Source organism: Bradyrhizobium sp. LA2.1, from assembly GCF_040547725.1.
GTDB classification, from domain to species: domain Bacteria; phylum Pseudomonadota; class Alphaproteobacteria; order Rhizobiales; family Xanthobacteraceae; genus Bradyrhizobium; species Bradyrhizobium barranii.
Genome location: NZ_JBEPQI010000039.1, coordinates 1 through 26,894, shown reverse-complemented (window position 1 = coordinate 26,894; position 26,894 = coordinate 1). Strand labels below are relative to the sequence as shown.

Below are 26,894 nucleotides of genomic sequence, written 5' to 3'. Positions count from 1 at the left end.
TGTGCCCGCGCGCGGCTTCGGTCAATGTGCAAGATATGATTGACCCGCTCCTCATCCTCATCGCCGCCGTCTTCCTGATCGCCGGATTCGTCAAGGGCGTGGTCGGGCTCGGCCTGCCGACCGTGTCCATGGGCCTGCTCGCGGTGAACATGGCGCCGAGCCGCGCGATCGCCATCGTGATCGTGCCCGCCATCGTCACCAATATCTGGCAGACCTTCGCCGGCCCCTATCTGCGCGACATCCTGAGGCGGCTGTGGCCGCTGATGATCGGCACCGTGATCGGATGCTGGCTCAATGCCGGCGCGCTGACCGGCCCGCATGCCCGTTACGGCACGATCGTGCTCGGAATCCTGCTCGTGATCTACGCGATCATCGGGCTCAGCAAATTCAAGTTCCACGTCGCGCCGCAGAACGAGAAATGGGTCGGCGGCGTGGTCGGCGTGATCACCGGCGTGATCTCGGCCTCGACAGGCGTGCAGGTGATCCCCTCGATGCCGTTCATGCAGGCGATCGGCATGGAGAAGGACGAACTGGTGCAGGCGCTCGGCGTGTTCTTCACGACGGCGACGCTGGCGCTCGCCTTCAATCTCACCGCCGGCGGATTACTGACGCCGGCGAACGCCGTGCCGGGCGCCGTGGGCATGGCCATGGCCTTTGCCGGCATGTTCGTCGGCCAGTCGGTGCGGGCGCGGATGCCGGCGGAAGCGTTTCGCCGCTGGTTCCTGATCGCGATGATCCTGCTCGGCGTTTATCTCGCGGGCAGCGCGCTGCTGAAGGAGTTCGCCTGAGGCTTACGATTTGGGTTCGTAGCCTGGCACCCATTTTTCGTGCTGGGGCAGATCGTCCTGGATAGTCCACCACGGTGCGCGCGACGAGGTGAAGACGTGGAGACGGGGCCTGACATCGGGATCGTCATCGAGCAGGCCGGCGGGAATGCTGACGGTCGGCAGATAGCTCGCCTTGCCCGGCGTCAGGCAGCCGCAGGTCTTACAGCGATGGCGGAAGCTCCCCGGCGCGGATTCGTAAGCCACCGTCATGTCCTCGCCGGCAACAAAGCGAAACTTGTCGGCATCGACATGGGCATAGGTGGCGAAGGCCGCACCGGTCAGCTTGCGGCAATTGGCGCAATGACAATGCGTCAGCGCACGCACCTGATCGATCTCGAAACGCACGACGCCGCATAGGCAGCTTCCACGAACCATCGAAACCTCCCCGCGCGGCCTCTATCGGGCCGACTGCATGCCGGACCAGTCATCCGTTCGAATGAGTTATCGCGTCTCCAGCATGGCGACGCGGATGCCGAGATAGATGAAGAGGCCGCCGAGGGCGCGGTTGACCCAGGCGATCGCGCCCTCAGACTTGCGCAGCCGGTGGGCCGCCCTTGCCGCGAACGCCGCCAGCACGAGGCACCACAACGTTCCCGTAAAGATGAAGATCAGGCCGAGCGTCAGGAAGGCGAGCGGCTTGTGCGGGGAATCGGCTGCGACGAATTGCGGCAGGAAGGCCAGGAAGAACAGCGCGACCTTGGGATTGAGCGCGTTGGTGAAGACGCCCTGGAGGAAGACCCGCCGCAGCGGGCTCCGCTCCGGCTCGTCGATGGCTGCGGCCAGCGCCGGGCGCGACCACAGCATCTGAAGTCCTGTCACGACGAGATAGGCCGCGCCGACCAGCTTCAGGATCGAGAAGGCGGTCGATGAGGCCATCAGCAGCGCCGAAAGGCCGATTGCCGCGCCCGCGACGTGGAAAAAGCAGCCAAAACTGATGCCGAGCGCGGCCGCGGCGCCGCCCCGCCAGCCCATCTGCATGCTGCGGCCGATCACGTAGACCGAGTCCGGGCCGGGCGTGATGTTGAGCAATATGCCCGACAGGATGAAGAGCCAGATCTCGTGAATGCCCAGCATGTGAGGTGCCCCCGTCAGCCTTGAAAGGCGGGCTTATTCGGTTCGGCCGCCGCCGTCCACCGCCAGGATTGCGGAGAATTTACCTCAAATTTGCAATGCGGATCATGCTTTCGCTCGGCCTTATCTGCTCTATAAAGGCAGTGTTCTTGGAAATGCGGGATTCGAGGCGACTGCCACGCGGGGGCCGGTCATCGATCCCTTGGAGCTCCGGACTATGGAAAGACGTCTGGCCGCCATCGTCTGCGCCGATGTCGCCGGCTATTCGCGCATGATGGGCAGCGACGAGGCCGGCACCCATGCCGCCTTTAAGGCCCATCGCAGCGCGATCCATCCCATCATCCTCAACCATGGCGGCCGCGTCGTCAAAAACACCGGCGACGGCTTCCTGCTGGAGTTCCCGAGCATCGTCGGCGCTGTCGAGGCCGCGATCGCGATGCAGACGCTGATGGCGGAGCGCAACCACCACTTGCCTGCCGAGCGCGCCATGCAGTTTCGCCTCGGCATCCACATGGGCGACGTCATCGCCGACGAGGACGAGGTATTCGGTGACGACGTCAACATTGCCGTCCGCCTCGAAGCGGTGGCGAGCCCCGGCGGCTTCGCCATCTCGGCCAAGGCCTACCGGGAGGCGAGCAAGCACCTGACCGCGCTGCTGGTCGATGCCGGCAACCATCGCTTCAAGAACATCAAGGACCCGATCGGGGTCTGGACCTGGATGCCCGAGGGTGCGCCGGCGCTCGCGCCCGAGCTCCGGGAGGCGTCGGCGCTGTCGCAGCAGTACCGCACAGCGATCGTCGGCGTGCTGCCCTTCGCCAATCTCAGCGACGCCCAGGACGAATATTTCTCCGACGGTCTCACCGAGGATCTGATCCACGCGCTGTCGCTGCAATCCTTCTATCGCGTGCTGAGCCGCAACTCGACCTTCGCGTTCAAGGGCAAGAACACCAGCACCCGCCTGATCGCGCGCGAGATCGATGCCACCTATCTGATCCAGGGCTCGGTGCGGCGCGCCGGAGCCAAGATCCGCGTCACCGCCGAGCTGGTCGCGCCGGAGACCGGCGAGCAGCTCTGGACCGGCCGCTACGACCGCGACATCGGCGAACTGTTCGCGATGCAGGACGAGATCACCACCAATCTGTCCGCCGCCATCGCCACCGAGATCGTCCGTGCCGAGGCCTCGGCGCCGGCGCGGCTCTCCACCGACGTGACCGCCTGGGACCGCTTCCTCAAGGGGCTGTCGCACTACTACCGGCAGACCAAGGAGGACCTGGCCACCGCCGTCGACCTGTTCCGCGAAGCCATCAGCCTCGACCCCAAACTGTCGATCGCGCACGCCTATCTCGCCACGATCCAGATCCAGAGCATCCAGTTCGGGTGGGTCAAGGGCACACGCGAGATGTGGGCCGAGGCGATGGCCCTCGCCGAGACCAGCGTCCGGCTCGACCCGCGCTCCTCCTTCGCCTTCTCGATCCTGTCCTGGGCCCATGCCATGGAGGCGCATTACGAGGCCGCGATGGACGCCGCCAAGCGCGCGGTCGCGCTCAACCCCTACGACAACGGCGCACGCGGCGTGCTCGGCATCTGCCATTTCGTCATCGGCGAGCACCGCGAGGCGATCGAGCTGTTTTCGATGGCCGCGCAGCGCGACAACAGCGACCCGCGCTACCAATGGGCCGCGCTGAACGCCTTCAGCCATTATCTGCTGGGGCAATACGACGCGACCCTGTCCTGGGCGCGCGAGCAGCTCTACATCAACCCGAACCACATGCAGGCGCTGGCGATCCGTGCCGCGGCGCTGGCACAGTTGGGTCGGGACGATGAGGCGGGCGAGGCCGTCGGCGTGCTGATGCGCAACTACCCGACGCTGAATGTCGATCGTCACTTGCGCAATTTCCACTGGAAGCGGCCCGAGGACCTCGCCCATTACCGCGAGGGGCTTCTGAACGCGGGCGTGCCGCTCAGCAAGCTGACCCTGGTGCAAAGCGACATCAAACGCGCGGCCGAGTCCTGACAGGCGGGCCTTCTCGGTCCCGACCCAGTCCCTTCGCAACCTCGCGCCGGCTTTTATTGACACGACCGTGAATTCAGCCACACTTCTTTACACGCTGAAGTAGTATAAGCTGCTGTCGGTTTGTTAGGACTTTCCGCGCTCTATCGGCGCGTCTTCATTTCACGATTCGCTGTTTTCAGGATTTTGGGCCATGAACGACCCCGCCTCGAAGCCTCCCTTCGATCCCTCGATCCAGGTCTCGCCAGACAATCCCTGCCCCTTCCTGCGCGGCCTCGTCGGCGAAGGTTTCGTCGACGGCGGGACCGTCCCGATCGGCAAGCTATCGCAGACGATCGCGAATGCGAGCGGCGACAAGGGGCTGATGAAGACGGTGGCCCGCGTCGAGACCCGCGGCATCGCGCTGATCGCCAACGGCTTCGGTCACATCCTGAAGAGTATCTTTTCGGGCGCACAGCTCGATGCGCTGCGCGGCGGCCCCCTGGACAAGCGCGGCGCCGGTTCGCGCATCCTCGGCGTCGACGGCAAGGTCAATGAGGATCAGATCGCCCGCCTGGCCAGCTTCGGCAGGGACTATACCGATCCGAACGGCGGCGGCACCGAGCCCGGCATCAACGCGTCGGAAATACAAACCTACATGCGCGACAATCTCAAGCGCGCCGGGAGCGCTGCGCGCTGGTATTACCGGATCTTGATGCAATTCGAATGGCCCATCCTGCTGAAGATCATGGGCAAGGGCGAAGGCGAGAACCGCTACCTCGGCATCGCCGACGTGCGTACGCTGTTCAACGAGCGCAAATTCCCTGAGAGGATCACGCAGCGGGTCGTCAGCCAGCCGGTCAAACCGCCCTCACTCATATTGCGCGTTGCAGGCGGACTCGTCGCTGCGCTGCTCGTCTTTGGCGTCGTGGCGCTGCGCTTTCCCGATCAATTCCAGCCGATGCTGCCCGGCATCCTCGGTGACCTCGTGGCGCCGCCATTGCCGAAGCTTGTCGAACCCCAGGCCGCGTACTGGCTCGAGCAAAACTGGGCGCTGGAGGACCGGCACTGGTTTCATCACGCCAGCCAGGGCACCGCTACCTTCCCGGTGCCCTACAGCTGGTTCATGGCGCTCGAGCAGCCGCGGCTTCATTTCTTCGCAAAGCCCGGGATGCTGCATGACAGCGACCATCTGCAGCGCTTCGGCTTCATCCCGAGCCCGCAGACGATCAACACCGACGACGCCACGCTGCGCCGGTTCGGCTATGCCAACGTCTACGACAAGACTAAGCCCGTGCCGGCGCGGCTTTGGGATCCGCCGGTTAACTGGGGCGCCCAGGCTGAAAACGTCGACGGCCTGCCCGTCGGCTTTGCGCGCATGACCGGCGTACCGGATCCTGCGACCGGCCAGGTCGGCGAGGACCGGATCGGCCTGACCTGCGCCGCCTGCCACACCGGCCAGATTCACTACAAAGGCATCGACATCCGTTTCGACGGCGGCCCGGCGATGACCGATCTGAGGAAGCTCGAGGTCACGACGGGTCTGTCGATCGCCTACACGCTGCTCGTGCCGGGTCGCTTTACGCGCTTCGCCGACCGTGTGCTCGGCCCCTCCGCCAGCGATGCGGATCGCGATGCGCTGAAGCAGAAGCTGCGTACGATCAGCACATTCCTGATCGACTGGGAGAAGACCTACGCGAAAACCATCGACGGCAAGACGAGGTTCAACGAGAAGACGAAGCGGGAAGAGAAGCAGCAGGACACCGAGGAAGGATACGGCCGTCTCGATGCGCTCAACCGCATCGGCAATCAGGTCTTCGCCCAGGACATGACGCTCAGCGGCCTCAGCGGCTTCGAAAAGAATCTGCATGCCAAGGACGCGCCGGTCAGCTTCCCGCCGATCTGGACCGTGCCCTGGCTCAAATTCGCGCAATATGACGCGTCCATCGAACAACCGCTGATCCGCAACGCCGGCGAAGCGCTGGGCGTGACGGCGCTGCTCAATCTGTCCGACAATACCCCCAAGGACACGCTGTTCCGCTCGTCGATGGATATCAAGAATCTGAACTGGATCGAGGATCTGCTGAAGGGGTCGGCGCCCTATCCGAAAAAGCAGCTCTCCGGACTGACATCGCCGAAATGGCCGTCGGACATCTTCGGCGACAATGCCTGGAAGATCGATGGCGAGCGCGTCAAGAACGGCCGCAAGCTCTACGCGCAGATCTGCGTCGAATGCCATCTCGGGCCGGTCAACGATCCCGTGTTCGACACCGAGTTTCCGGACCAGAGCATCTGGTCCTCGTCGCGCTGGGAGACCATCGGCAAAGACAAATTCCTGAACGAGGTCCAGAAAAGCGTCAAGGGCATGGGCACCGATCCCGCTCAGGCCAGCGTGCTGCAGACGCGGACGGTTCAGGTCCCGGGCTTTCTCGAGCTCGATCCCACGCAGAAGCTCAATGCCTGGTGGAGCTGCAATCTGCCGGCTATTTCCTCGACCGACATGCCGTACTCGGTCGGGCTGATGGTGCTCGTCGACATCGTCAGCCGCAAAGCGATGGACGATGCGAAGATCGACCCGAAGGTTCAGCAGGCCTGGTGGGGTGAGCGCAAGAACTGCCCGAATCCCGGTCCGCAGCCGGCCGAGGCGAAGGAGCCGCCGCCCTGGTATCGCGCGCGCCCGCTCAACGGCGTCTGGGCCACCGCGCCTTACCTGCACAACGGATCGGTGCCCTCGCTCTACTGGATGCTGAGCCCCGCGGCCGAGCGTCCCAAATCGTTCTGCATGGGTGGTGGTCGCGACTACGATCCGAAGGAGGTCGGCTTCGCGGTCGTCGACGGCGAGAGCTGCAAGACCGGGCAGTCGCGCTTCTCGACGCGAGCGTCTGATGGCACCGAGACCTTCGGCAACAGCAATGCCGGCCACTCGTTCGATGGCACGCCGGGCCCCGGCAAGGACGGCACCATCGGCCGCGTGCTCAAGGAGCAAGAGCGCTACGACCTGATCGAGTATCTGAAGACGCTGTGAGGCAGAGAAGGTTCATCGTCATGGCCGGGCTTGTCCCGGCCATCCACGTTCTTTGATCGCAACAAGGCGTGGATGCCCGGGACAGGCCCGGGCATGACGGAGATTGTGGAACGATCAGCCGTCCTCAGGAAGCTTCCGCCCCTTCACTTGAACAGCGGCGTGCCCGGCACGAAAGCGTCGAAGGCGGCCCAGAACTGGGAGCGGTAGCGGTCCTGCTCCTGGAGGATCTCATGCTTGGCACCGGCGATCACGAGATGGGAGCCGGCGCGCAAATGATAGGCGAACTCCTCGATCGCCGCGGTCGAGACCACGGTGTCGCTGGAGGCCGCCAGCATCAGGATCGGCTGGCGGATCTGGGAAGGGTAGTTCTTGCCCTTGAAGGTGTTCATGGCGTGGAAGGCGGTATCGGCCCAGGCGACCGTCGGTGACGCGAGCCCGAGCGTCGGATCCTCCTCCAGGATCGCAGCATTGCGCGCATAGCGCACGGGATCGCTGGTCAGCGGATTGTTGATGAAGGGATTGAGCCCGGTGATGTGGTCGGTGCCGCCGGGGACATAGCGACCGCCCATCCCCATCAGGCGCATCGTCTTCAGCAGCGCCCGCGCCGGAAACGAGGTGGCGCGGCCGGGCAGGTCGATCATCGGCGCCGACAGCACCATGCGGTCGAACCAGCGCTTGCCGGCATGCGCCACCCGCAGCATCACCGTGCCGCCCATGGAATGGGCCAGCGCGAAGAAGGGCGGCGGGCAATCCGGCAGCACCACCTGCTGCACGAAGGTCTCGACGTCGATCTCGAAATCGGAGAAGTCGCGCACATAGCCCTTGCGCGGATCGCGTAGGCGGCGCGAGGAGTGGCCCTGCCCGCGCCAGTCGATCATCGCCACCGCGAAGCCGCGGTCGCGCAGGTCGCGCACGGTCTCGAAATATTTCTCGATCTGCTCGCTGCGTCCGGTGAAGACGCAGACCGTGCCCTTGCGGTTCGCCGGCGGCGCCCAGCGCGCAAAGCGCAGCTCGGCGCCATCGGGCGTCTTGATGGTGCCGCTGACGACGTCTTCGGGAACGGGATTGGACGGAATCGAGATCAGCGTCATTGGGCGAGAAATGCTGCAAATCAAGGGGCTGGAGCGCCGAAAAGGCGCAACTTGCCGCCCTCTTGAACGCCGTTCCCCTGAACCCATATCACCATGGTGCAGGCCGCTACCAGTGTTTCGGAACCGGAACATCAGGCTGCACACAGACTAAAGCCCGGCCCGATTGGCGGGCGGGTTACCAACAGTCGCTCAATGGAGGACTAGACCATGCGTAGCTACGACCTGACTCCGTTTTACCGTTCCACCGTCGGCTTCGACCGCCTCTTCAGCCTGCTCGACCAGGCCGGTTCGGACGGCAGCCCCGGTTATCCCCCCTACAACATCGAGCGTACCGGCGAGAACACCTACCGCATCACCGTTGCGGTCTCGGGCTTCGCCAAGGACGAGCTCTCCCTCGTCGCGAAGGAAAACACGCTGACGATCAAGGGCGAGAAAGTCGCCAACGAGAACTCGAAGTCCGAAGTGCTCTACCGCGGCATCGCCGCGCGTGCCTTCGAGCGCGCCTTCCAGCTTGCCGACTTCGTGCAGGTGAAGGACGCCTCGCTCGAGAACGGGCTGCTTCACGTCGACCTCGTGCGCGAGATTCCCGAAGCCAAGAAGCCGCGCCAGATCGCCATCAACGCGGGCGCGCCGAAGGCGCAGGTGATCGAGAGCTCGGTCGCCGCCTAAGCACGTCGACAGCCGCCAAGTTGCGAAAACGCCCCGGTGCCCCGGGGCGTTTTTTTTGTTTTGCATTGCATCACAGAACGGTGAGGACACGTAACGCCGCAACCACGCGCTCCGTCCTTTGGGCATCGCAGCAAAAACAATACGGAGCACGATCATGTCACTTTGGCGCAGCCTTTTCGTCGCCGCGAGCCTGCTGGCGGCCCCCGTCAGCCTGGCTCACGCGCAGACGCCGCAGACCGTGAAGGCGAAGAACGTCGTGCTGGTGCACGGCGCCTGGGCCGACGGATCGAGCTGGTCGGAGGTGATCCCGATCCTCCAGGCCGCGGGCCTGCACGTCACCGCCGTGCAAAATCCGCTGTCGTCGCTTGCGGACTCCGTCGAGGCGACCAAGCGCGCGCTGGCCGAACAGGACGGTCCGACCGTGCTGGTCGCGCATTCCTGGGGCGGCACCGTGATCAGCCAGGTCGGCAACGACCCGAAGGTCACCGGCCTCGTCTACGTCGCCGCACGCGCGCCCGATGCGAACGAAGACTTCGTCGCGCTGTCGAAGCAGTTTCCGGCAGGCCCGGCCCGCGCCGGCATCGTCGAACGCGACGGCTACACAAAGCTCTCGGAAGACGCCTTCCTGAAGTATTTTGCCAACGGCGTGAAGCCGGAGCAGGCCAGGGAGTTGTACGCCGTGCAATGGCCGACGGCCGCCTCGATCTTCGCCGGCCGCACCACGGAAGCTGCATGGCACGCGAAGCCGAGCTGGTACGCGGTGTCGAAGAACGACGGCACCATCAATCCGGATTTCGAACGCTTCCTCGCCAAGCGCATGAACGCAACCACGATCGAGCTCGATGCCGGCCACCTCTCGCTGGTGTCGCATCCGAAGGACGTGGCGAATCTGATCCTGGAAGCCGCGGGGTATCCGCGCAGCTGAGCGCGCGATCGCCGCAATGAAAAAGCGCCCGAGAATCTCGGGCGCTTTTGTTTTGCTCAGGGGCCTCTCCCCGATGTCGTCCCTGCGAACGCAGGGACCCATAACCCCAGGGAGAAGTTTGGCGAAGACTCGTCGTTCGGGACTCGCACCTCATCCCCGTCGATAGATCACGCGGTATGGGTCCCTGCGTTCGCAGGGACGACACCGAATCTGTAACCCGCACCGTCGCGTCAAATCAGCAACGCGCTAGTCCAGCCCCTGCGCCGCCGGCATCTCCTGCGTAGGCATGATAGTCGGAGCCGGCTTGGCCTGACCGACGGTTGGCGCGGCGGTTTGAGGTGCGGCTTCAGTGGGCTTTGCCTGCACCGCAGCGGTCTGTTGGGCGGGCTGCGCCTGCGGCGCTTCTGCCTGCTGCGCAGCTGGCGCGGCCGGCTTGGCGGCGGCGACAGGCGCCTCGCCGCGGCGCGGGGCAGCCTTCGGCAGCGGCACGTTGCGGCTGGCGACATGCGGGATCGAGGCCGGCGGACGCGGCGGACCGCTGCGGACCATGGTCGGCGGCGGCAACGCGCTTTGCGGACGGTAAGGTGCAACCGTCGGCACTTCATCGCTGGGCGCCATGCCGAAGGCGTCGGCGGCCGGCATGAAGCGCAGAATTCGCCCGTCACGGGCATCGATCACCAGCCGGCCGTCGTCGCCGCGGCGGTCGATCACCGCGATGGTGTAGACGCCGCCGCGCAGGCGCGGGATGCCGAGCGGCGAGAAGCCGTTGTCGCGCAGCACCGCGTAGACCTCGGTCGGCGGCAGCAGCGCCGGCGCCGGGCCGCGCTCCTCGTAGCCATAGCCGTAACCGTAACGCGGCGGCGGTGGCGGCGCGGCCTCCGGCGGCCCATAGGGTCCGTCGAAATCCGAGACCGCGAAATAGGCGCCCCGCGCAGCGCCGTTTGCCGGAACTTGTGCCTCGGCGGCCGTTGCCACCAGCGCCAGCGTGGCAGCGGCCACACATCCTGTGAAAAACTTCATGGTCGACACGCTCCTGTCAGGCCCCCGAATGCCTCGCGCTCTTTCGCTTCTTGCGGCGTGGCGCGCCTTTCGAAGGGCTGATCCGAAGCTTCATTCGGGATTTCGGCGTCGGCAGGGCCGGATCAGGGCGCGTTTGCTTCAAAACCGGGGCCGCGTGCCATGCGGAAAGCGCTGATTGACACTCTGGGAATCGGGACTTCCGCGCGCTTGTGTGATAGACAAAAATTTGGCAAGGTGATGGTTAGGACAGGAAGACTGTCTCAATTTTGCTTGCAGTTCCGGCATACGGATTGCAACGAAAGTCGGTGCTTTCGAGCGCCAGGAAGGCAACAGGCAAAGCCGTTCTCGGGGACGAAGAACGCCTTGGCCTGAATTTAAGAAAATGCGGCTCGCAGCGGACGAGCGGTGACCCAGAGGCGGGTGCCGCGGAACGCCCAAGGTGCGCCGAAGATAGCGGTGAGGCAGCTTGCCGCATGGAGAGGATTGGAACAATGAACGGGTCGCAATTCGAGCGCGCAAACATCGTGGCAGAAGAACTGTCGGCGACGGTCGCCTCGAAAACGACTGATCCGATTCAGGAACACAATTCGCGCCCGCCGGCTGTAGGTCTGTACGATCCGAGCCTGGAGAAGGATTCCTGCGGCGTCGGCTTCATCGCCAACATCAAGGGCAAGAAGTCCCACGAGATCGTCGCGGACGCGCTCAGCATCCTCTGCAACCTCGAGCATCGCGGCGCCGTCGGCGCCGACCCGCGCGCCGGTGACGGCGCCGGCATCCTGGTACAGATCCCGCACGCCTTCTTCAGCCGCAAGGCCAAGGAGCTCGGCTTTGCATTGCCGGCTCCGGGCGAATACGCCATCGGCGCGCTGTTCATGCCGCGCGACACCGCCTGGCGCAACGTCATCAAGAGCATCATCGCCGACCAGATCAAGGAAGAGGGCCTGACCCTGCTCGGCTGGCGCGACGTGCCGACCGACAATTCCTCGCTCGGCGTCACCGTGAAGCCGACCGAGCCCGCCTGCATGCAGGTGTTCATCGGCCGCAACGGCACCGCCAAGACCGAGGACGATTTCGAGCGCCGGCTCTACATCCTGCGCAAGTCGATCTCGCAGGCGATCTACCAGCGCCGCGATCGCGGCCTTGCGGGCTATTACCCCTGCTCGATGTCGTGCCGCACCGTGATCTACAAGGGCATGTTCCTCGCCGACCAGCTCGGCAAGTACTATCCCGATCTGCACGAGGCGGACTTCGAGAGCGCGCTGGCGCTGGTGCATCAGCGCTTCTCGACCAACACCTTCCCGGCGTGGTCGCTGGCGCATCCCTATCGCATGATCGCGCATAACGGCGAGATCAACACGCTGCGCGGCAACACCAACTGGATGGCGGCGCGCCAGGCCTCCGTGAGCTCCGAGCTCTACGGCAAGGACATCAACCGGCTCTGGCCGATCTCCTACGAGGGACAGTCGGACACCGCCTGCTTCGACAACGCGCTCGAATTCCTGGTGCAGGGCGGCTACTCGCTGCCGCACGCCGTCATGATGATGATTCCGGAGGCGTGGGCGGGCAATCCTCTGATGGATGAGAAGCGCCGCGCCTTCTACGAATATCATGCCGCGCTGATGGAGCCGTGGGACGGCCCCGCCGCGATCGCCTTCACCGACGGACGCCAGATCGGCGCCACGCTCGACCGCAACGGATTGCGGCCGGCGCGCTATCTCGTGACCAGGGACGACCGCATCGTGATGGCGTCCGAGATGGGCGTGCTGACGATCCCCGAGGATCAGATCATCACCAAGTGGCGTCTGCAGCCCGGCAAGATGCTGCTGGTCGACCTCGAGCAGGGCCGCCTGATCCCGGACGACGAGATCAAGGCCGAGCTCGCCCGGAGCCATCCCTACAAGGAGTGGCTGGAGCGGACCCAGATCGTGCTGGAAGAGCTGCCGAAGGTGCCGACCACCGGCGTGCGCTCCAACCTGTCGCTGCTCGATCGCCAGCAGGCGTTCGGCTACAGCCAGGAAGACATCTCCATCCTGATGACGCCGATGGCCTCCACCGGCGAGGAAGCCGCGGGCTCGATGGGCAACGACACGCCGATCTCGGCGCTGTCGGACAAGGCCAAGCCGCTCTTCACCTACTTCAAGCAGAACTTTGCGCAGGTCACCAACCCGCCGATCGACCCGATCCGCGAGGAGCTGGTGATGAGCCTCGTCTCCATCATCGGACCCCGGCCGAACCTGTTCGACCTGCAGGGCCTTGCCACCACCAAGCGTCTCGAAGCGCGCCAGCCGATCCTGACCGATGCGGACCTTGAAAAGATCCGCTCGATCTCCGATGTGGCCGAGTCGCACTTCAAGTCGCGCACGCTCGACACCACCTTCCACGCCGGTCTCGGCGCGGCCGGCATGGACCAGGTGCTCGACGAGCTTTGCGCGCGTGCGGAAGCTGCCGTCCGCGAGGGCGTCAACATCATCATCCTGTCCGACCGCATGGTCGGCAGCGACCGGGTGCCGATCCCGGCACTGCTGGCCTGCGCCGCCGTGCATCATCATCTGATCCGCGTCGGACTGCGCACCTCGGTCGGCCTCGTCGTCGAATCCGGCGAGCCGCGCGAAGTGCATCACTTCGCCTGCCTGGCCGGCTACGGCGCCGAAGCGATCAATCCCTATCTGGCGTTCGAAACCATCATCGCGATGAAGGACCGCCTGCCCGGCTCGCTCGACGACTACGAGATCGTCAAGCGCTACATCAAGTCGATCGGCAAGGGCCTGCTCAAGGTGATGTCCAAGATGGGCATCTCGACCTACCAATCCTATTGCGGCGCGCAGATCTTCGACGCCGTCGGCCTCAAGGCCGACTTCGTCTCCAAGTTCTTCGCCGGCACCCACACCCGTGTCGAGGGCGTCGGCCTTGCCGAGATCGCGGAAGAAGCGGTGCGCCGTCATGCCGACGCGTTCGGCGAGGCGCAGGTCTACAAGACCGCGCTCGACGTCGGCGGCGAGTATGCCTATCGCAGCCGTGGCGAGGATCATGCCTGGACCGCCGAGTCGGTCGGGCTGCTCCAGCACGCCGCCCGCGGCAATTCGCTGGAACGCTACCGCGCCTTCGCCAAGATCCTGAACGAGCAGTCGGAGCGGCTGTTGACGCTGCGCGGCCTGTTCCGGATCAAGAACGCGGACGAGGAGAAGCGCAAGCCGATCCCGATCGACCAGGTCGAGCCGGCCAAGGACATCGTCAAGCGCTTCGCCACCGGTGCGATGAGCTTCGGCTCGATCTCGCGCGAGGCGCACACCACGCTCGCGATCGCTATGAACCGGATCGGCGGCAAGTCGAACACCGGCGAAGGCGGCGAGGAAGCCGACCGCTTCAAGCCAATGCCGAACGGCGATTCCATGCGTTCGGCGATCAAGCAGGTCGCCTCGGGCCGCTTCGGCGTCACCACGGAGTATCTCGTCAACTCCGACATGATGCAGATCAAGATGGCGCAGGGTGCCAAGCCCGGCGAAGGCGGCCAGCTGCCCGGCCACAAGGTCGACGCGACCATCGCCAAGGTCCGTCACTCGACGCCGGGCGTCGGCCTGATCTCGCCGCCGCCGCACCACGACATCTACTCGATCGAGGATCTGGCGCAGCTCATCTACGACCTCAAGAACGTCAACCCGACGGGCGACGTCTCGGTCAAGCTCGTCTCCGAGATCGGCGTCGGCACCGTCGCCGCCGGCGTCGCCAAGGCGCGCGCCGACCATGTCACCATCGCGGGCTTCGAGGGCGGGACCGGCGCTTCGCCGCTGACCTCGATCAAGCATGCCGGCTCACCGTGGGAGATCGGCCTTGCCGAAACCCACCAGACCCTGGTGCGCGAGCGGCTGCGCAGCCGCATCGTGGTCCAGGTCGACGGCGGGTTCCGCACCGGCCGTGACGTCGTGATCGGCGCGCTTTTAGGGGCCGACGAGTTCGGCTTTGCCACCGCGCCGCTGATCGCGGCCGGCTGCATCATGATGCGCAAGTGCCATCTCAACACCTGCCCGGTCGGCGTCGCGACCCAGGACCCCGTCCTGCGCAAGCGCTTCACCGGCCAGCCCGAGCACGTGATCAACTACTTCTTCTTCGTCGCCGAGGAAGTCCGCGAGATCATGGCATCGCTCGGCTTCCGCACCTTCAACGAGATGATCGGCCAGGTTCAGCTGCTCGACCAGACCAGGCTGGTCGCACACTGGAAGGCCAAGGGCCTCGATTTCTCGAAGCTGTTCGTCAAGCAGAAGGAAGAGAAGGGCCAGAAGATCTATCACTCCGAGCGCCAGAACCATCATCTGGAGGCGGTGCTCGACCGCACGCTGATCGAGAAGGCGACGCCTGCGCTCGACCGCGGCGCGCCGGTGAAGATCGAGGCCAGGATCAACAGCACCAACCGCTCCGCGGGTGCGATGCTGTCGGGCGCGGTCGCCAAGATCTACGGTCATGCCGGCCTGCCGCACGACACGATCCATGTCGGCCTCAAGGGCACCGCCGGCCAGGCGTTCGGCGCGTGGCTGGCGCAAGGCGTCACCTTCGAGCTCGAAGGCGAAGCCAACGACTATGTCGGCAAGGGCCTCTCGGGCGGCAAGATCATCGTCAAGCCCCCCGCCAACAGCGGCATCGTGCCGGAAGAGAGCATCATCGTCGGCAACACGGTGATGTATGGCGCCATCCAGGGCGAGTGCTACTTCCGCGGCGTCGCCGGCGAGCGTTTCGCCGTGCGCAACTCGGGTGCGGTGGCGGTCGTCGAAGGCGCCGGCGATCATTGCTGTGAATACATGACCGGCGGCATCGTGGTCGTGCTCGGCAAGACCGGGCGCAACTTCGCGGCCGGCATGTCCGGCGGCATCGCCTATGTGCTCGACGAGACCGGCGACTTCGACAAGCTTTGCAACATGTCGATGGTCGAGCTCGAGCCGGTGCTGTCGGAAGAGCTGATCAACGCCGGCACCTATAACCACTCGGGTGACCTCGAGGCGCACGGCCGGGTCGACGTGTTCAAGAACCTGCTCGACTCCGACGTCGAGCGCCTGCACGTCCTGATCTCGCGCCATGCCAAAGCGACCGGCTCCAAGCGCGCCGCCGACATCCTTGCCAACTGGAAGGACTGGCTGCCCAAATTCCGCAAGGTGATGCCGGTCGAATACCGGCGCGCGCTGCGCGAAATGGCCGCCAACGCGGACGCCGAGCCGAAAATCGCGATCGGCGCGTAGAGCGATAAGCCCTCATGGTGAGGAGCGCGATAGCTGCGTCTCGAACCATGAGGTCACCAGCGGGGCCTTTCATCCTTCGCGACGCGGCGCCAGTGCGCCGCTCCTCAGGATGAGGGTCTGGCTAGAGAGAAGACGAATTTAAGCGGCAGGGACTTCGGATTTAATGGGCAAGATCACGGGTTTTCTCGAAATCGAACGGCATGACCGCAAGTACACCCCGGTCGCCGAGCGCGTGAAGCATTACAACGAGTTCGTCGTTCCCTTGACCGAGAAGGAAACGCGCGATCAGGCCGCGCGCTGCATGAATTGCGGCATCCCCTATTGCCACGGCACCGGCTCGGTGGCGCCCGGCACGCCCGGCTGCCCGGTCAACAACCAGATCCCTGACTTCAACGACCTCGTCTATCAGGGCAATTGGGAAGAGGCCTCGCGCAACCTGCACTCGACCAACAATTTCCCGGAGTTCACGGGGCGCATCTGCCCGGCGCCGTGCGAAGCGTCCTGCACGCTCAACATCGACGACAACCCCGTCACCATCAAGACCATCGAATGCGCGATCGTCGACCGCGCCTGGGACAATGGCTGGCTGAAGCCGGAAGTGGCGACCGTCAAGACCGGCAAGAAGGTCGCGGTGATCGGCTCGGGTCCGGCCGGGATGGCCTGCGCGCAGCAGCTCGCGCGCGCCGGCCACGACGTGCATCTGTTCGAGAAGTTCGCCAAGGCCGGCGGCCTGCTGCGCTACGGCATCCCCGACTTCAAGATGGAGAAGGGCGTCATCGACCGCCGCGTCAAGCAGATGGAAGGCGAAGGCGTCACCTTCCACTACAACAGCCATGTCGGCGCTGACGGCAATGTCGACCCGCGCGAGATGCTCAACGATTACGATGCCGTCGCGCTGACCGGCGGCGCAGAAGCCCCGCGCGACCTGCCGATCCCCGGCCGCGACCTCCAAGGCATCCACTACGCCATGGACTTCCTGCCGCAGCAGAACCGCCGCGTCTCCGAGGAGCCGCTCGGCGGCGTCCAGGAGATCCTGGCCGGCGGCAAGCACGTCGTCGTCATCGGCGGCGGCGATACCGGCTCGGACTGCATCGGCACCTCGCTGCGCCAGGGCGCGCTCTCGGTCACCCAGCTCGAGATCATGACCGCTCCGCCCGAGCGCGAGAACAAGGGGCTGACCTGGCCGAACTGGCCCTTGAAGATGCGCACGTCGTCGAGCCAGGCCGAAGGCGCGGTCCGCGAATACGCCGTGCTGACACAGAAGTTTTCCGGCGAGAACGGCAAGGTCAAGAAGCTGCACTGCGTGCGCGTCGACGACAAGTTCAAGCCGATCGCCGGCACCGAGTTCGAGCTCGATGCAGAGCTCGTCCTGCTCGCGATGGGCTTCGTGCATCCCGTGCACGAGGGCCTGCTCAAGCTGCTCTCGGTCGACCTCGACCCGCGCGGCAACGTCAAGGCCAACACGCTCGACTATCAGACCTCGCGCCCGAACGTGTTCACCGCCGGCGACATGCGCCGCGGCCAGTCGCTGGTGGTCTGGGCGATCCGCGAGGGCCGGCTGTGTGCGCGGTCGATCGACACGTTCCTGATGGGGAAGACGGATCTGCCGCGGTAACCGCGGCTGGTTCTGCTGCCAGATTAGCAAACGGTGTCATCGCCCGGCTTGACCGGGCGATCCAGCATTCCAAAGACAGTTGTAATCGAAACGATAGGCCGCGGCGTACTGGATGCCCCGGTCAAGCCGGGGCATGACAGCGGAGTAGGTGGCGAGAGCGGAGCCGAACTAGGCCGCATACGCTCAAACGCGACGCACCGCCGCCCTCAATTCTGCAACCTCACCCCCACCAACATCACCGTCCCCTGCGAGCTCGACCCCGGCTGGTTCGAGTTCAGGATGTCGTGGCGCAGCGTGCCCTTGATCCAGATGTTGCGGTTGAGCTTGTAGATCAGATTGCCTTCGAGTGAGTAGGTTTTGTCGTTGCGATTCTGGTTTTGGTAGTCGTAGGTGCCGTAGGTGAACTTGCCGACCGCGGTGAGCCAGCGGCGGAAGTCGTGATCGACCTCGATCCCGTAGGTGCGCACCAGCACGCCGGAGGAGCCGGGGACCGTGGACTCCGCGATCTGCGTGTCGGTGGCGAATTTCACCGTGGTCAGGCCGCTCGCATTCCAGATCAGCGAGCCCGCGGTGAGGAAGCCCGCGAGCTGGCTGAGGCGCGGGTCGACATAGTTGCGCGCGGTATAGCCGACCGAGATCTCACCGATCAGGATGCGCGAGAACTCGAAGGTCGAGCCGACCTTGGCGTAGCCACCCGATGAATCGCGGAAATAGCCGTTGCGGTCGGCGGGCTGGTCGTGCACGCGACTGTCGCCTTCGATCTCGACGAACGGCTTCAGCCCCGGCTTGAGGTCGTAGGAGAAACGACCGATGCCGCCATACTGGTTGAAGTCGCGGTCGTCGTTGCTGAAGGTCGAGCCGTCGGTCAGCTTGGAATCGGTGTAGGCGGTGCGATCGACGGTGGCGCCGGCGGCGACCTGGAAGCGATTAAAAGTCTGGTTGAAGCCGAGCGTGGTGCCGTAAGCGGCGTAGATCGGATATTTCTGCAGGCCGGCCTGCACGTTCGGGCTGCCGGGATTGTCGGTGGCGAGCCGCAGGCGGAGCTGCGAGGTCAGCTTGAAATCGCGGTCGACGTCGAGGCGGCCGTCGACATGGCCGGTGAAATCGGGGCGGTCGATCTCGACCGGCGACGGCGAGGCGAAGCCGTCGATCGTCGCCGGCATGTTGTTGGTGTAGCCGGAGAACGAGCCGCGCAGATCCGCGACCAGCGCGTGGCGCTCCCAGTCGGACATCACGAGAAGATCGGGCGCGACGACATAGGCCGGCGAGCCGACCGGCTTGTTCAGGCGCGCCGGATTGGTGTCGTAGCCGGCCGAGAGCTCGAGCCCGCCCTTGATCAGGAAGCTGCCGGCATAGTCGCCGACCGCTCCGAACGCATCGTCGTCGGCCTTGAGGCGGCGGCGCAGCGGCTGGCCGGGCACGGTGCCCGCCATCGCCCGCGGCACCGGCGCCTTGTTTGCGGTTTCCGACGGTGGCGGCGCGATGCGCGGCGGCCCGAGCGTCCTGTCCGGCGTTGCCGGCGGCACCGGCGAGCCGGGTCCGACCGGGCGCTTCGGCTTCGGCTGCCCGGGATAGAGCTTTGGCTGCTGCCGCTTGCGGTTGAGCGAGTCGTAGCCGGAGCCGCTGGCGCCGTTGGCGGCCGGCAGGCCGTAGGTCGGCACCTGGCCGACGCGCGAGGTCGCCGGCGCCTGCTGGCGCTTGCGCGGATCGGCATTGGGATCGGGCAGCGCCGGGAGCGCGTCCAACGGCGCCTGCGGCACGCCCGCCGTGCGGCGCGTCGGCAGCGTGTCGGGCGCAGCAAAGCCGCCGCGGTTGGGATTGAACAGGTCGGGCGTGAGGCTCTGGGCGGCCGCCGGCGCGCTTCCGAGGGCGGTCAGCGCAAGGCACGGCAAAGCCGCGCGCAGGAAATGCCCGCGTTTGCTCCGGCCCGTGCCTGGAGGCGCCCCCACGATGTAATAACTCCAACGAAATCAAGCACTTTCACGACGACCTCCGCCGGCGGGCGGGAACCATCGTTAATGGAGTTAAAACAATTATGGTTAATGACCGGTTGAGGGCCTTGGCGCTCTCGTCGCCTCGCCGGTCTGGCCATGCTAAGCAGGCACCAACGGGCGCGCGCCCCTCCTCCCTGGACCTGAACATGTCGAGCTCGAAACCGCTGATGACCCCATCATCCGGCCCTACTCCCGACAGCGTCGAATCCGCGCTCCGCACGCTGGAGACGGAGAGCGGCGGCATCAATGCGCTCGCCGCCGCCCTGCGCGGTCCGCTGGGCACGACCTTCGCCAAGGCGGTCGACCTGATCCGCAACGCCAAGGGCCGCGTCATCGTCACCGGCCTCGGCAAGTCCGGCCACATGGCGCGCAAGATCGCGGCGACGCTGGCCTCGACCGGCACGCCGGCCTTCTTCGTCCACACCGCGGAAGCCGCCCATGGCGACCTCGGCATGATCACCACCGACGACGTCATCATGGCGCTGTCCTGGTCCGGCGAGCAGCCGGAGATGAAGACCCTCGTGAACTATTCGGCGCGCTTCGCGATCCCGATGATCGCGGTGACGTCGAACGCGGCGTCCTCGCTGGGCCAGGCCGCCGACATCGTGATCGAGCTGCCGAAGGCGCGCGAGGCCTGCCCGCACAATCTGGCGCCGACCACCTCGACGATGATGCAGGTCGCGATCGGCGATGCCATCGCGATCGCGCTGCTCGAAGGCCGCGGCTTCACCGCGCTGGAGTTCGCGCATTTCCACCCCGGCGGCAAGCTCGGCGCGATGCTGAAATTCGTCCGCGACTACATGCGCACGGGCGCGGAGATCCCGCTCAAGCCGCTCGGCACCAAGATGTCGGACGCGGTGATGGAGATGTCGGCCAAGGGCCTGGGCTGCGTCTGCATCGTCGACGATGCCGGCGGCATCGCGGGCATCATCACCGACGGCGATCTGCGCCGCCACATGCGGCCGGATCTGCTGACGGCGTCCGTCGACGACATCATGACCAGGCAGCCGAAGACCGTACCGCCCTCGATGCTCGCCACCGAGATGATCGAGGTGCTGAACACAAGCAAGATCACGACGCTGGTGGTGACCGAAGCCGACAAGGTGGTGGGCATCGTGCACCTGCACGATCTGCTGCGGGCGGGCGTGGCGTAAGCACGCTGTCTTGACCCTCACCCTGAGGAGCGCGCCAACGGCGAGCGTCTCGAAGGGCGAGGCCACCGGCCGGGCCTTCATTTTTCGAGACGCGCGTTCCGCGCTCCTCAGGATGAGGAGCCAAGAGCGGCACTGCTACGCTCGCAATGACGGCGGTTAGACCACCGGAAACCGCGCAGCCTTCTCCTCCAGCGGCAGCTTCAGCCCGTTCGCCAGGTACGACACCGTGCGGTAGAAGCCGCACAGCAGCATGATCTCCAGGATCTGGGCCTCGTCGTAATGCGCCGACAGCGCGGCGAATTTGGCGTCATCCAACGTCGCGCGGTGATGCAGCGCATCGACCGCCGCGATCAGCGCCTGCTCCGCCGGCGACCAGCACGGTGACGTCGCATCGCCCCGCGCGGTCGCATGCACCTCCTCCTCGCTGAGCCGCGCCGGCCCGGCGAAGATCGCGACATGCACGCCCCATTCATACTCGCATCCGGTCAGCGCGCAGGTGCGGTCGATCACGATCTCGCGCTGGCGCAATGACAGCGGACCGGGATCGAGCAGGCCGCCGGCGCGGAACTTGTCCCAGGCGCGCGTATGGCCCGCCATCACCCGGAACAGCGCCAGCGGCGGGGCGCCGCGCATGATGCGGTCGAATTGCGCCTGGATCTCCGGAGGATAAGGCGGGACAAGCGGCGCGATACGCGGCGTGGCCTGGGACATCAGCTGTCTCCGTTGCTACAATTATCGTAGCAACACGCTACATTATTTGTAGCACCGCGCAAGAGGGGCCGGGATGGCGAAACAGGCAGCATCAGGCAACGTCCGAGGCTCCCGCACCGGCCGGCCGATCATGGCGCTGCTCGACCTCCTCGGCCGGCGCTGGAGCCTGCGGATTCTGTGGGAATTGCGCGATCAAGCCCTCACCTCCCGCGCATTGCGCACCGCCTGCGACGAGGCCTCGCCGACGGTGCTGCAGGCGCGGCTGACGGAGCTGCGCGATGCGGGGTTCGTGGAGCTGGGCGACGGTGGAGGTTACGGGCTGACGGCACTGGGGCGCGAGCTGTGCGAGACGTTCATGCCGCTGCACCGGTTTGCGGAGAGGTGGAAGAGGTAGAATCTGGACACAGCCGCGCACTCCAATCTTCCTTCTCCCCCTGTGGGAGAAGGTGGCGCGAAGCGCCGGATGAGGGGTTGCTTCCGCGAATTCAGAAGCAAGAGATTCACTCGCGGAGAGATACCCCTCACCCGTCTCGCCGCTCTGCGGCGAGCCACCCTCCCCCACAAGGGGGGAGGGAAACAAACTACGCCGCGGCCACCGTCAAATTCGCACCGTCCACCTGCACCACCTTCACCCGCGTCCCGGCCGGCGTATCCGGCCCGGCCACGCGCCACACCGTGTCGCCGAGGCGCACGGTGCCGTTGCCGTCGATGATCGGCTTCTCCAGCGTGAACTCGCGGCCGAGCAATGCCTCGCTGCGCTTGTTCAGGAAGGGGCTGGTGCTTGCGTCCAGCTTCGGCCGCGCGAGCCGGCGCCACACCGGCACGGCGGCGGCAGCGAAGATCGCGAACATCACCAGCTGGATCTGCCACGACACGGCGACAGCAAAGGAGATCAGGCCGACCAGCAACGCGGCGAGCCCGAGCCAGAACAGGAATACGCCCGGCGCCAGCACCTCCAGCGCCATCAGGATGAAGCCGAAGATCAGCCAATTCCAGGTGCCGAGCGATACGAACATGTCGGTCATGACACGACCTCTTTATACTGGCGTATGCCCTGATCGGAAAACCGGTCCCCACTTTTCCGGGGCATGCGCCTTAAGTTGCCGCATGCACTTTTCGAAAGTGCATGCGCTTTGATTATCCCTGCCGCGGCGGCACCGCCGGCGGCGTGGGGCCGGTCGTCGGCACCGAACCGCCGCGGCGGGCGGCAGCGGCCGCGGACGCCGCACTTTCGCCGAACGTTGCCTTGGCGATTTCGCCGATGCCGGCGAGCGAGCCCAGCATGCTCATCGCTTCGACCGGAAGCATGATGACCTTCTGGTTCGGCGAGTCGGCCAGTTGCCCGAACGCCTTGATATACTTGTCGGCGATGAAATAGTTCAGCGCGGCGACATCACCCTTGGAAATCGCTTCGCTGACCATCTGGGTCGCCTTGGCCTCGGCCTCCGCGGAACGTTCGCGGGCCTCGGCGTCGCGGAACGCAGCTTCCTTGCGGCCCTCGGCCTGGAGGATCTGGCCCTGCTTGGCGCCCTCGGCGCGCAGGATCTCGGACTGGCGCTGGCCTTCGGCGGCCAGAATGTCGGCGCGCTTGACGCGCTCGGCCTTCATCTGCCGGCCCATGGCTTCGACGAGGTCGGCGGGCGGCACGATGTCCTTGATCTCGATGCGGTTGACCTTGAGGCCCCAGGGCGAGACCGCGGCGTCGACGACGCGAAGCAGGCGCTCGTTGATCTCGTCGCGATGCGACAGCACCTGGTCGAGATCCATCGCTCCCATCACCGAGCGGATGTTGGTCATGGTCAGCACCGTGATGGCCTGGGTCAGGTTGGAGACCTCGTAGCTCGCCTTGGCGGCATCGAACACCTGGTAGAAGGCGACGCCGTCCACCGTCACGGTGGCGTTGTCTTTGGTGATGACCTCCTGCTCGGGAATGTCGATCACCTGCTCCATCATGTTGATCTTGCGTCCGACGCGATCGAAATAGGGCACGATCAGGTTGAGCCCGGGGCTCAGCGTCTGGGTGTATTTGCCGAACCGTTCGATGGTCCAGTCATAGCCCTGCGGCACCGTCTTCACGCCGGCAACCAGCGTGACGATGACGAGCAACACCAGAACAATCGCGAAAACATCGAAACCGCTCATATTTCCTCCAAGGCGGGAAAGCCCCTTCCCGCGCTGTCATTGGTCGGGAACGCGACCTTACCGGTTCAGCGGTCACCATTCACGTCGGCGCGGAGCGACATTTGCACAAGAAGTACGGAGGCGGAACGATCGCCGATAAGTATTGTGAGAAAACCCTTGAAACGGCACGGAGGCAACCTAGCAACGGCCGGTGTCCTAGTTCGACCATGTAAAATTCACCGGCTTCAGCGCGGCGAGCTCGGGCCGCTCCTTGCGCAGCTTCGCCAGTTGGACGGCCGTCGGCCTTGTCTCGAAGCTGCGTTGCTGCCCCGGAAAGACGGTCGCAACGTAATACAGTCCGGGGGCGGGAAGATCGATCTTGGGCGTATGCACCGGCACGAATCCCATCGACGCGCCATTCGGGAGATAGGTGCCCGGGCGCCCCGTCGTCGTATAGTTTTGCAGCTCAAGCCCCGTCGTTCCGACCGCGACCGGAATCGCAACAAAGCCGTCCGGAGCAAGGCTGATCCCACGCGCATTGATCGCAGGAAAACCGTTGTGAACGAACTGGAGATAGTTGATCGTCTCGCTGCCGCCGTTTGCGACCAGGACAACCGCCGTATCGCTCTTGACGGCACCGCCGGCCCGCACCGCTTCCGGATACATGGTCGACGCTACGTCCCCGGTCGTGTTGCAGCCAGCGAGTCCGCAGGCCACGACAGCTACAAGCAACAATCCCCGCATGTAATCGCGCCCGCCCCGTTCAAGCCGCGTCGCTCGCGGCAACATCCCCACCGTCATTCTGCCCCAGGAATTCCGGAATCACCAGTTGAAGGTAGCTTCGGCGCCCCTATTCAACCACGGTGTTGGCGAGCGCAAGCAGCGAGGGCGACATGGTCAGCCCCAGTGCCCTCGCCGTCTTCAGGTTGATCGCCAGCTCGAACTTGGTGGGGTTCTGGACCGGCAGGTCGGCTGCCTGCGCGCCCTTCAGGATGCGATCGATGTAGTTGGCGGCGCGGCGAAGCTGCTCGGCGCTGTCGGTGCTGTAGGACATCAGCCCGCCCTCATCGACGAAGGTGCGGCTCCAGAACACCGCCGGCACGCGGGCTTCACCGATTGCAGCCAGGAGCTGGGCGCGATTGGCCATGGTGAAGAAGTCAGGCAGCACCAGCAGGCCGCCGTCCTTCCGCGAAGCCAGCGCGGTGATCGAGCCAGCGTCGTGAACCGGCGCTGCCTCGACCGACACGTGAAGCGTCCGTGCGGCATCCTCGATCGTGCGCAGCATCAGGGGCGCGAACGGCGCGGTGGCAGGATTGTAGACGACGAAGACGCGGGACACTTTGGGCGTGACCTGCGTCAGCATCTCCAGCCATTTGCCGGCGAGCGGGCCGTCGTAATCGGTGAAGCCGGTGATGTTGCCGCCGGGATGGGCGAGGTTTTTGACAAAGCCCTGGCTGACGGGATCGGTGACGACGGCGAACACGATCGGAATCGTCGTGGTGCGCTGGCGCAGCTCCTCGACCGAGGGCGTGCCGACCGCGAGCAGGATGTCCGGCTTGAGCGCCACGAGTTCGTCGGCGAGGCGCGCGATGCGCGCCCGGTCGCCGGCGCCGCTGCGCCAATCGATCCTGAGGTTGTCGTGCTCCTTCCAGCCATGGGCGGCGAGCGTCTCGACCAGGATCGTGCTACGGGCCTGCCCGATCGCGTCATCCGCGGCCGTGACCGAGAGCACGCCAAGCCGCCGCGGCGCGTTCGGCTGCTGCGCCAGCACCGAGGCCGGCAGCGCGGCAATCGTCCCAAGAAGCGCCAAAGTCTGGCGGCGGTTCATGGGACACGCCATCAGATCCAGCCCTGAAGCTCGCGCAGCACCAGGGTGCGGATCACGTCCATGCCGGGATCGCTGTCGTTCAGACAGGGGATCGCGGAAAACTGCTCGCCGCCATTATGCTTGAAAATCTCGGCATTCTCCTGCGCGATCTCCTCCAGCGTCTCCAGGCAGTCGGCGGCGAAGCCCGGCGTCACCACCGCGATGCGGCGCACGCCTTCCTTGGCCAGCCGCTCCATGGTCTTGTCGGTGTAGGGCTGGAGCCACTCGTCGTTGCCGAAGCGCGACTGGAAGGTCAGCAGCAGTTTCGTCTCGTCCATGCCGAGCCGGCGGCGCAGCGCCTCCGTCGTGGCGACGCAGTGGGACTGATAGGGATCGCCCTTGTCAACATAGGATTTCGGCATGCCGTGGAAGGACGCCACGATCAGCTCCGGCGTGAACGGCAGCGTCGCCAGATGCGTCTCGATCGAGATCGCGAGCGCCTCGATATAGGCCTCGTCCTCGTAGTAAGGCGGCGTCACCCGCAGGGTCGGCTGGTTACGCAAGCGGGCGAGCACGCGGAACACTTCGTCGCAGACCGTCGCCGAGGTCGAGGCGGAATATTGCGGATAGAGCGGCACGGCGAGGATGCGGTCGCACCCCTTCGCGATCAGCGCGTCGATGCCGGACTTGATCGAGGGATTGCCGTAGCGCATCGCCCAGTCCACGACAACGTGGTCGCTGTCAGACAGTGCGGCCGCAAGCTTGTCACTCTGCGAGCGCGTGATGGTCTTCAGCGGCGACTCGTTCCGCTCATTGTTCCAGATCTTCTGATAGTCCAGCGCCTTGGTGCGGGGACGGCTGCGCAGGATGATGCCGTTGAGCACGAACTGCCAGACCAGCCCCTGGTCCTCGATGACGCGGGCGTCCGAGAGGAATTCCTTGAGATAGACCCGCACGCCGGGCGCATCGGCCGTATCGGGCGTGCCGAGATTGACCAGGAGCACGCCGACGCGCCGCAGGCCGGACCGGACGGCGGGCTTTTGCGCTGCGATGGGGGCAATTGTCGTCATGATCAGTTGCGTCGCGCGTTGCTCCGAACTTGTCAAGATGAGGTCGATTTCGCTAGGGTCGCGCCCAAGCGGGGAGGGGCTGATGACACTCGCGGAATGCTGCGTACTTGGAGCGCTGCTGCTTTATCTGGCGACGATCGTCGCGGTCAAATGGACGCGGTTTCGCACGTTCGACAATTCCCGGCCGCGCGACCCCGCCTTCTTCGAGGATGCGCTGGCGCAGCGCGCGCTCGGTGCCCACCAGAACGGCATCGAGACCTTTCCGTTCTTCGCCTTCGCGGTGCTGCTTGCCGAATTCCGGGATTCGCCGCAGCGGCTGATCGACGAGCTCGCCGTGCTGTTCCTGATCGTGCGGATCGCCTACGTGCTGACCTATCTCGGCAACCGCCCGACGCTGCGCTCGATCCTCTGGAGCATCGGTTTTGCGATCAATCTCGGGATCTTCTTCATGCCGGCGCTGAAGCGGTTTTTGCCGGTGTGATCTTTCTTCCTTCTCCCCTTGTGGGCCCGTTGCGTTATCGGCTCTTGAGGCTGAAGACGTCAGGAGCGAATGCCTTGGTCCCGGCAATTGCCTGCCAA

At 65.3% G+C, this 26,894-nt stretch carries 21 protein-coding genes; 10 read left to right on the top strand and 11 right to left on the bottom strand.

Annotated elements, in window-relative coordinates; translation table 11 throughout:
- The first annotated feature begins 35 nt into the window (after positions 1–35).
- Positions 36–788 carry a sulfite exporter TauE/SafE family protein gene (locus ABIB95_RS43365; RefSeq protein ID WP_028148087.1) on the top strand — a complete coding sequence of 251 codons (753 nt, stop codon included), beginning with the start codon at positions 36–38 and terminating at the stop codon, positions 786–788.
- Positions 789–791: 3 nt separating this feature from the next.
- Here ABIB95_RS43365 and ABIB95_RS43360 read toward each other — a convergent pair whose 3' ends face one another.
- Together ABIB95_RS43360 and ABIB95_RS43355 are read right to left on the bottom strand one after the other, a co-directional pair.
- Positions 792–1,202 carry a GFA family protein gene (locus ABIB95_RS43360; protein ID WP_354248734.1) on the bottom strand — a complete coding sequence of 137 codons (411 nt, stop codon included), beginning with the start codon at positions 1,200–1,202 and terminating at the stop codon, positions 792–794.
- A gap of 66 nt (positions 1,203–1,268) precedes the next feature.
- The gene (locus ABIB95_RS43355) at positions 1,269–1,901 is read right to left on the bottom strand and encodes a LysE family translocator (protein WP_071909427.1); all 633 of its coding nucleotides are present in this window, start codon (positions 1,899–1,901) and stop codon (positions 1,269–1,271) included.
- Between the two features lie 214 nt (positions 1,902–2,115).
- Between ABIB95_RS43355 and ABIB95_RS43350 the strand changes: the two genes are divergently transcribed.
- Both ABIB95_RS43350 and ABIB95_RS43345 read left to right on the top strand, forming a co-directional pair.
- Positions 2,116–3,912 carry an adenylate/guanylate cyclase domain-containing protein gene (locus ABIB95_RS43350; protein WP_354248733.1) on the top strand — a complete coding sequence of 599 codons (1,797 nt, stop codon included), beginning with the start codon at positions 2,116–2,118 and terminating at the stop codon, positions 3,910–3,912.
- 190 nt (positions 3,913–4,102) lie between these two features.
- Positions 4,103–6,913 carry a di-heme-cytochrome C peroxidase gene (locus ABIB95_RS43345; protein WP_354248732.1) on the top strand — a complete coding sequence of 937 codons (2,811 nt, stop codon included), beginning with the start codon at positions 4,103–4,105 and terminating at the stop codon, positions 6,911–6,913.
- Positions 6,914–7,056: 143 nt separating this feature from the next.
- Here ABIB95_RS43345 and ABIB95_RS43340 read toward each other — a convergent pair whose 3' ends face one another.
- Entirely contained in the window at positions 7,057–8,004 is a 948-nt protein-coding gene (locus ABIB95_RS43340) for an alpha/beta fold hydrolase (protein WP_354248731.1), read from the bottom strand.
- A gap of 207 nt (positions 8,005–8,211) precedes the next feature.
- Here ABIB95_RS43340 and ABIB95_RS43335 point away from each other — a divergent pair, with 207 nt between their 5' ends.
- Positions 8,212–8,673, top strand: a complete 462-nt coding sequence (locus tag ABIB95_RS43335) for an Hsp20 family protein (protein WP_166349068.1) — start codon at positions 8,212–8,214, stop codon at positions 8,671–8,673.
- Between the two features lie 154 nt (positions 8,674–8,827).
- Entirely contained in the window at positions 8,828–9,598 is a 771-nt protein-coding gene (locus tag ABIB95_RS43330; protein WP_354248730.1) for an alpha/beta fold hydrolase, read from the top strand.
- Positions 9,599–9,844: 246 nt separating this feature from the next.
- On the opposite strand, the gene ABIB95_RS43325 is transcribed toward ABIB95_RS43330, so the two are convergent.
- Complete coding sequence (locus ABIB95_RS43325) at positions 9,845–10,618, bottom strand: hypothetical protein (protein WP_354248729.1); 774 nt, start codon at positions 10,616–10,618, stop codon at positions 9,845–9,847.
- Positions 10,619–11,109: 491 nt separating this feature from the next.
- On the opposite strand from ABIB95_RS43325, the gene gltB reads away from it, so the two are divergent.
- Positions 11,110–15,843, top strand: a complete 4,734-nt coding sequence (gene gltB / locus ABIB95_RS43320; RefSeq protein ID WP_354248728.1) for a glutamate synthase large subunit — start codon at positions 11,110–11,112, stop codon at positions 15,841–15,843.
- A gap of 163 nt (positions 15,844–16,006) precedes the next feature.
- Positions 16,007–17,458 carry a glutamate synthase subunit beta gene (locus ABIB95_RS43315; RefSeq protein WP_354120768.1) on the top strand — a complete coding sequence of 484 codons (1,452 nt, stop codon included), beginning with the start codon at positions 16,007–16,009 and terminating at the stop codon, positions 17,456–17,458.
- Positions 17,459–17,664: 206 nt separating this feature from the next.
- Here ABIB95_RS43315 and ABIB95_RS43310 read toward each other — a convergent pair whose 3' ends face one another.
- On the bottom strand, positions 17,665–19,407 hold the full coding sequence (locus tag ABIB95_RS43310) for an outer membrane beta-barrel protein (RefSeq protein ID WP_354248727.1): 1,743 nt from the start codon (positions 19,405–19,407) through the stop codon (positions 17,665–17,667).
- A 191-nt stretch (positions 19,408–19,598) separates the two neighbouring features.
- On the opposite strand from ABIB95_RS43310, the gene ABIB95_RS43305 reads away from it, so the two are divergent.
- The gene (locus ABIB95_RS43305) at positions 19,599–20,606 is read left to right on the top strand and encodes a KpsF/GutQ family sugar-phosphate isomerase (RefSeq protein WP_354120766.1); all 1,008 of its coding nucleotides are present in this window, start codon (positions 19,599–19,601) and stop codon (positions 20,604–20,606) included.
- A 156-nt stretch (positions 20,607–20,762) separates the two neighbouring features.
- On the opposite strand, the gene ABIB95_RS43300 is transcribed toward ABIB95_RS43305, so the two are convergent.
- A complete protein-coding gene (locus ABIB95_RS43300) occupies positions 20,763–21,317 on the bottom strand; it encodes a carboxymuconolactone decarboxylase family protein (RefSeq protein WP_354248726.1) in 555 nt (184 codons plus the stop codon).
- Positions 21,318–21,390: 73 nt separating this feature from the next.
- Here ABIB95_RS43300 and ABIB95_RS43295 point away from each other — a divergent pair, with 73 nt between their 5' ends.
- On the top strand, positions 21,391–21,711 hold the full coding sequence (locus tag ABIB95_RS43295; RefSeq protein ID WP_354248725.1) for a winged helix-turn-helix transcriptional regulator: 321 nt from the start codon (positions 21,391–21,393) through the stop codon (positions 21,709–21,711).
- Positions 21,712–21,898: 187 nt separating this feature from the next.
- Here the strand turns inward: ABIB95_RS43295 and ABIB95_RS43290 are convergent, their stop codons facing one another.
- The 5 genes from ABIB95_RS43290 to hemH form a co-directional block, all read right to left on the bottom strand.
- Positions 21,899–22,342, bottom strand: coding sequence for an NfeD family protein (locus ABIB95_RS43290; RefSeq protein ID WP_028148102.1), 444 nt, complete (start codon positions 22,340–22,342; stop codon positions 21,899–21,901).
- Positions 22,343–22,454: 112 nt separating this feature from the next.
- The gene (locus ABIB95_RS43285) at positions 22,455–23,459 is read right to left on the bottom strand and encodes an SPFH domain-containing protein (RefSeq protein ID WP_071909416.1); all 1,005 of its coding nucleotides are present in this window, start codon (positions 23,457–23,459) and stop codon (positions 22,455–22,457) included.
- 195 nt (positions 23,460–23,654) lie between these two features.
- Positions 23,655–24,182, bottom strand: a complete 528-nt coding sequence (locus ABIB95_RS43280; RefSeq protein WP_354248724.1) for a hypothetical protein — start codon at positions 24,180–24,182, stop codon at positions 23,655–23,657.
- A gap of 106 nt (positions 24,183–24,288) precedes the next feature.
- The gene (locus tag ABIB95_RS43275) at positions 24,289–25,266 is read right to left on the bottom strand and encodes an ABC transporter substrate-binding protein (RefSeq protein WP_354248723.1); all 978 of its coding nucleotides are present in this window, start codon (positions 25,264–25,266) and stop codon (positions 24,289–24,291) included.
- 11 nt (positions 25,267–25,277) lie between these two features.
- On the bottom strand, positions 25,278–26,315 hold the full coding sequence (gene hemH, locus ABIB95_RS43270) for a ferrochelatase (RefSeq protein WP_354248722.1): 1,038 nt from the start codon (positions 26,313–26,315) through the stop codon (positions 25,278–25,280).
- An 82-nt stretch (positions 26,316–26,397) separates the two neighbouring features.
- Here hemH and ABIB95_RS43265 point away from each other — a divergent pair, with 82 nt between their 5' ends.
- Positions 26,398–26,796, top strand: a complete 399-nt coding sequence (locus ABIB95_RS43265) for an MAPEG family protein (RefSeq protein WP_354248721.1) — start codon at positions 26,398–26,400, stop codon at positions 26,794–26,796.
- Positions 26,797–26,894: the final 98 nt, after the last annotated feature.

What these genes read in the sequence shown, in the direction of transcription:
- ABIB95_RS43290 (WP_028148102.1), bottom strand. Translation starts at nt 22,342, where the DNA reads ATGACCGACATGTTCGTATCGCTCGGCACCTGGAATTGGCTGATCTTC.
- ABIB95_RS43360 (WP_354248734.1), bottom strand. Translation starts at nt 1,202, where the DNA reads ATGGTTCGTGGAAGCTGCCTATGCGGCGTCGTGCGTTTCGAGATCGAT.
- ABIB95_RS43345 (WP_354248732.1), top strand. Translation starts at nt 4,103, where the DNA reads ATGAACGACCCCGCCTCGAAGCCTCCCTTCGATCCCTCGATCCAGGTC.
- ABIB95_RS43285 (WP_071909416.1), bottom strand. Translation starts at nt 23,459, where the DNA reads ATGAGCGGTTTCGATGTTTTCGCGATTGTTCTGGTGTTGCTCGTCATC.
- ABIB95_RS43275 (WP_354248723.1), bottom strand. Translation starts at nt 25,266, where the DNA reads ATGAACCGCCGCCAGACTTTGGCGCTTCTTGGGACGATTGCCGCGCTG.
- ABIB95_RS43295 (WP_354248725.1), top strand. Translation starts at nt 21,391, where the DNA reads ATGGCGAAACAGGCAGCATCAGGCAACGTCCGAGGCTCCCGCACCGGC.
- ABIB95_RS43335 (WP_166349068.1), top strand. Translation starts at nt 8,212, where the DNA reads ATGCGTAGCTACGACCTGACTCCGTTTTACCGTTCCACCGTCGGCTTC.
- ABIB95_RS43325 (WP_354248729.1), bottom strand. Translation starts at nt 10,618, where the DNA reads ATGAAGTTTTTCACAGGATGTGTGGCCGCTGCCACGCTGGCGCTGGTG.
- ABIB95_RS43340 (WP_354248731.1), bottom strand. Translation starts at nt 8,004, where the DNA reads ATGACGCTGATCTCGATTCCGTCCAATCCCGTTCCCGAAGACGTCGTC.
- ABIB95_RS43265 (WP_354248721.1), top strand. Translation starts at nt 26,398, where the DNA reads ATGACACTCGCGGAATGCTGCGTACTTGGAGCGCTGCTGCTTTATCTG.
- hemH (WP_354248722.1), bottom strand. Translation starts at nt 26,315, where the DNA reads ATGACGACAATTGCCCCCATCGCAGCGCAAAAGCCCGCCGTCCGGTCC.
- ABIB95_RS43280 (WP_354248724.1), bottom strand. Translation starts at nt 24,182, where the DNA reads ATGCGGGGATTGTTGCTTGTAGCTGTCGTGGCCTGCGGACTCGCTGGC.
- ABIB95_RS43350 (WP_354248733.1), top strand. Translation starts at nt 2,116, where the DNA reads ATGGAAAGACGTCTGGCCGCCATCGTCTGCGCCGATGTCGCCGGCTAT.
- ABIB95_RS43315 (WP_354120768.1), top strand. Translation starts at nt 16,007, where the DNA reads ATGGGCAAGATCACGGGTTTTCTCGAAATCGAACGGCATGACCGCAAG.
- ABIB95_RS43300 (WP_354248726.1), bottom strand. Translation starts at nt 21,317, where the DNA reads ATGTCCCAGGCCACGCCGCGTATCGCGCCGCTTGTCCCGCCTTATCCT.
- gltB (WP_354248728.1), top strand. Translation starts at nt 11,110, where the DNA reads ATGAACGGGTCGCAATTCGAGCGCGCAAACATCGTGGCAGAAGAACTG.
- ABIB95_RS43365 (WP_028148087.1), top strand. Translation starts at nt 36, where the DNA reads ATGATTGACCCGCTCCTCATCCTCATCGCCGCCGTCTTCCTGATCGCC.
- ABIB95_RS43330 (WP_354248730.1), top strand. Translation starts at nt 8,828, where the DNA reads ATGTCACTTTGGCGCAGCCTTTTCGTCGCCGCGAGCCTGCTGGCGGCC.
- ABIB95_RS43305 (WP_354120766.1), top strand. Translation starts at nt 19,599, where the DNA reads ATGTCGAGCTCGAAACCGCTGATGACCCCATCATCCGGCCCTACTCCC.
- ABIB95_RS43355 (WP_071909427.1), bottom strand. Translation starts at nt 1,901, where the DNA reads ATGCTGGGCATTCACGAGATCTGGCTCTTCATCCTGTCGGGCATATTG.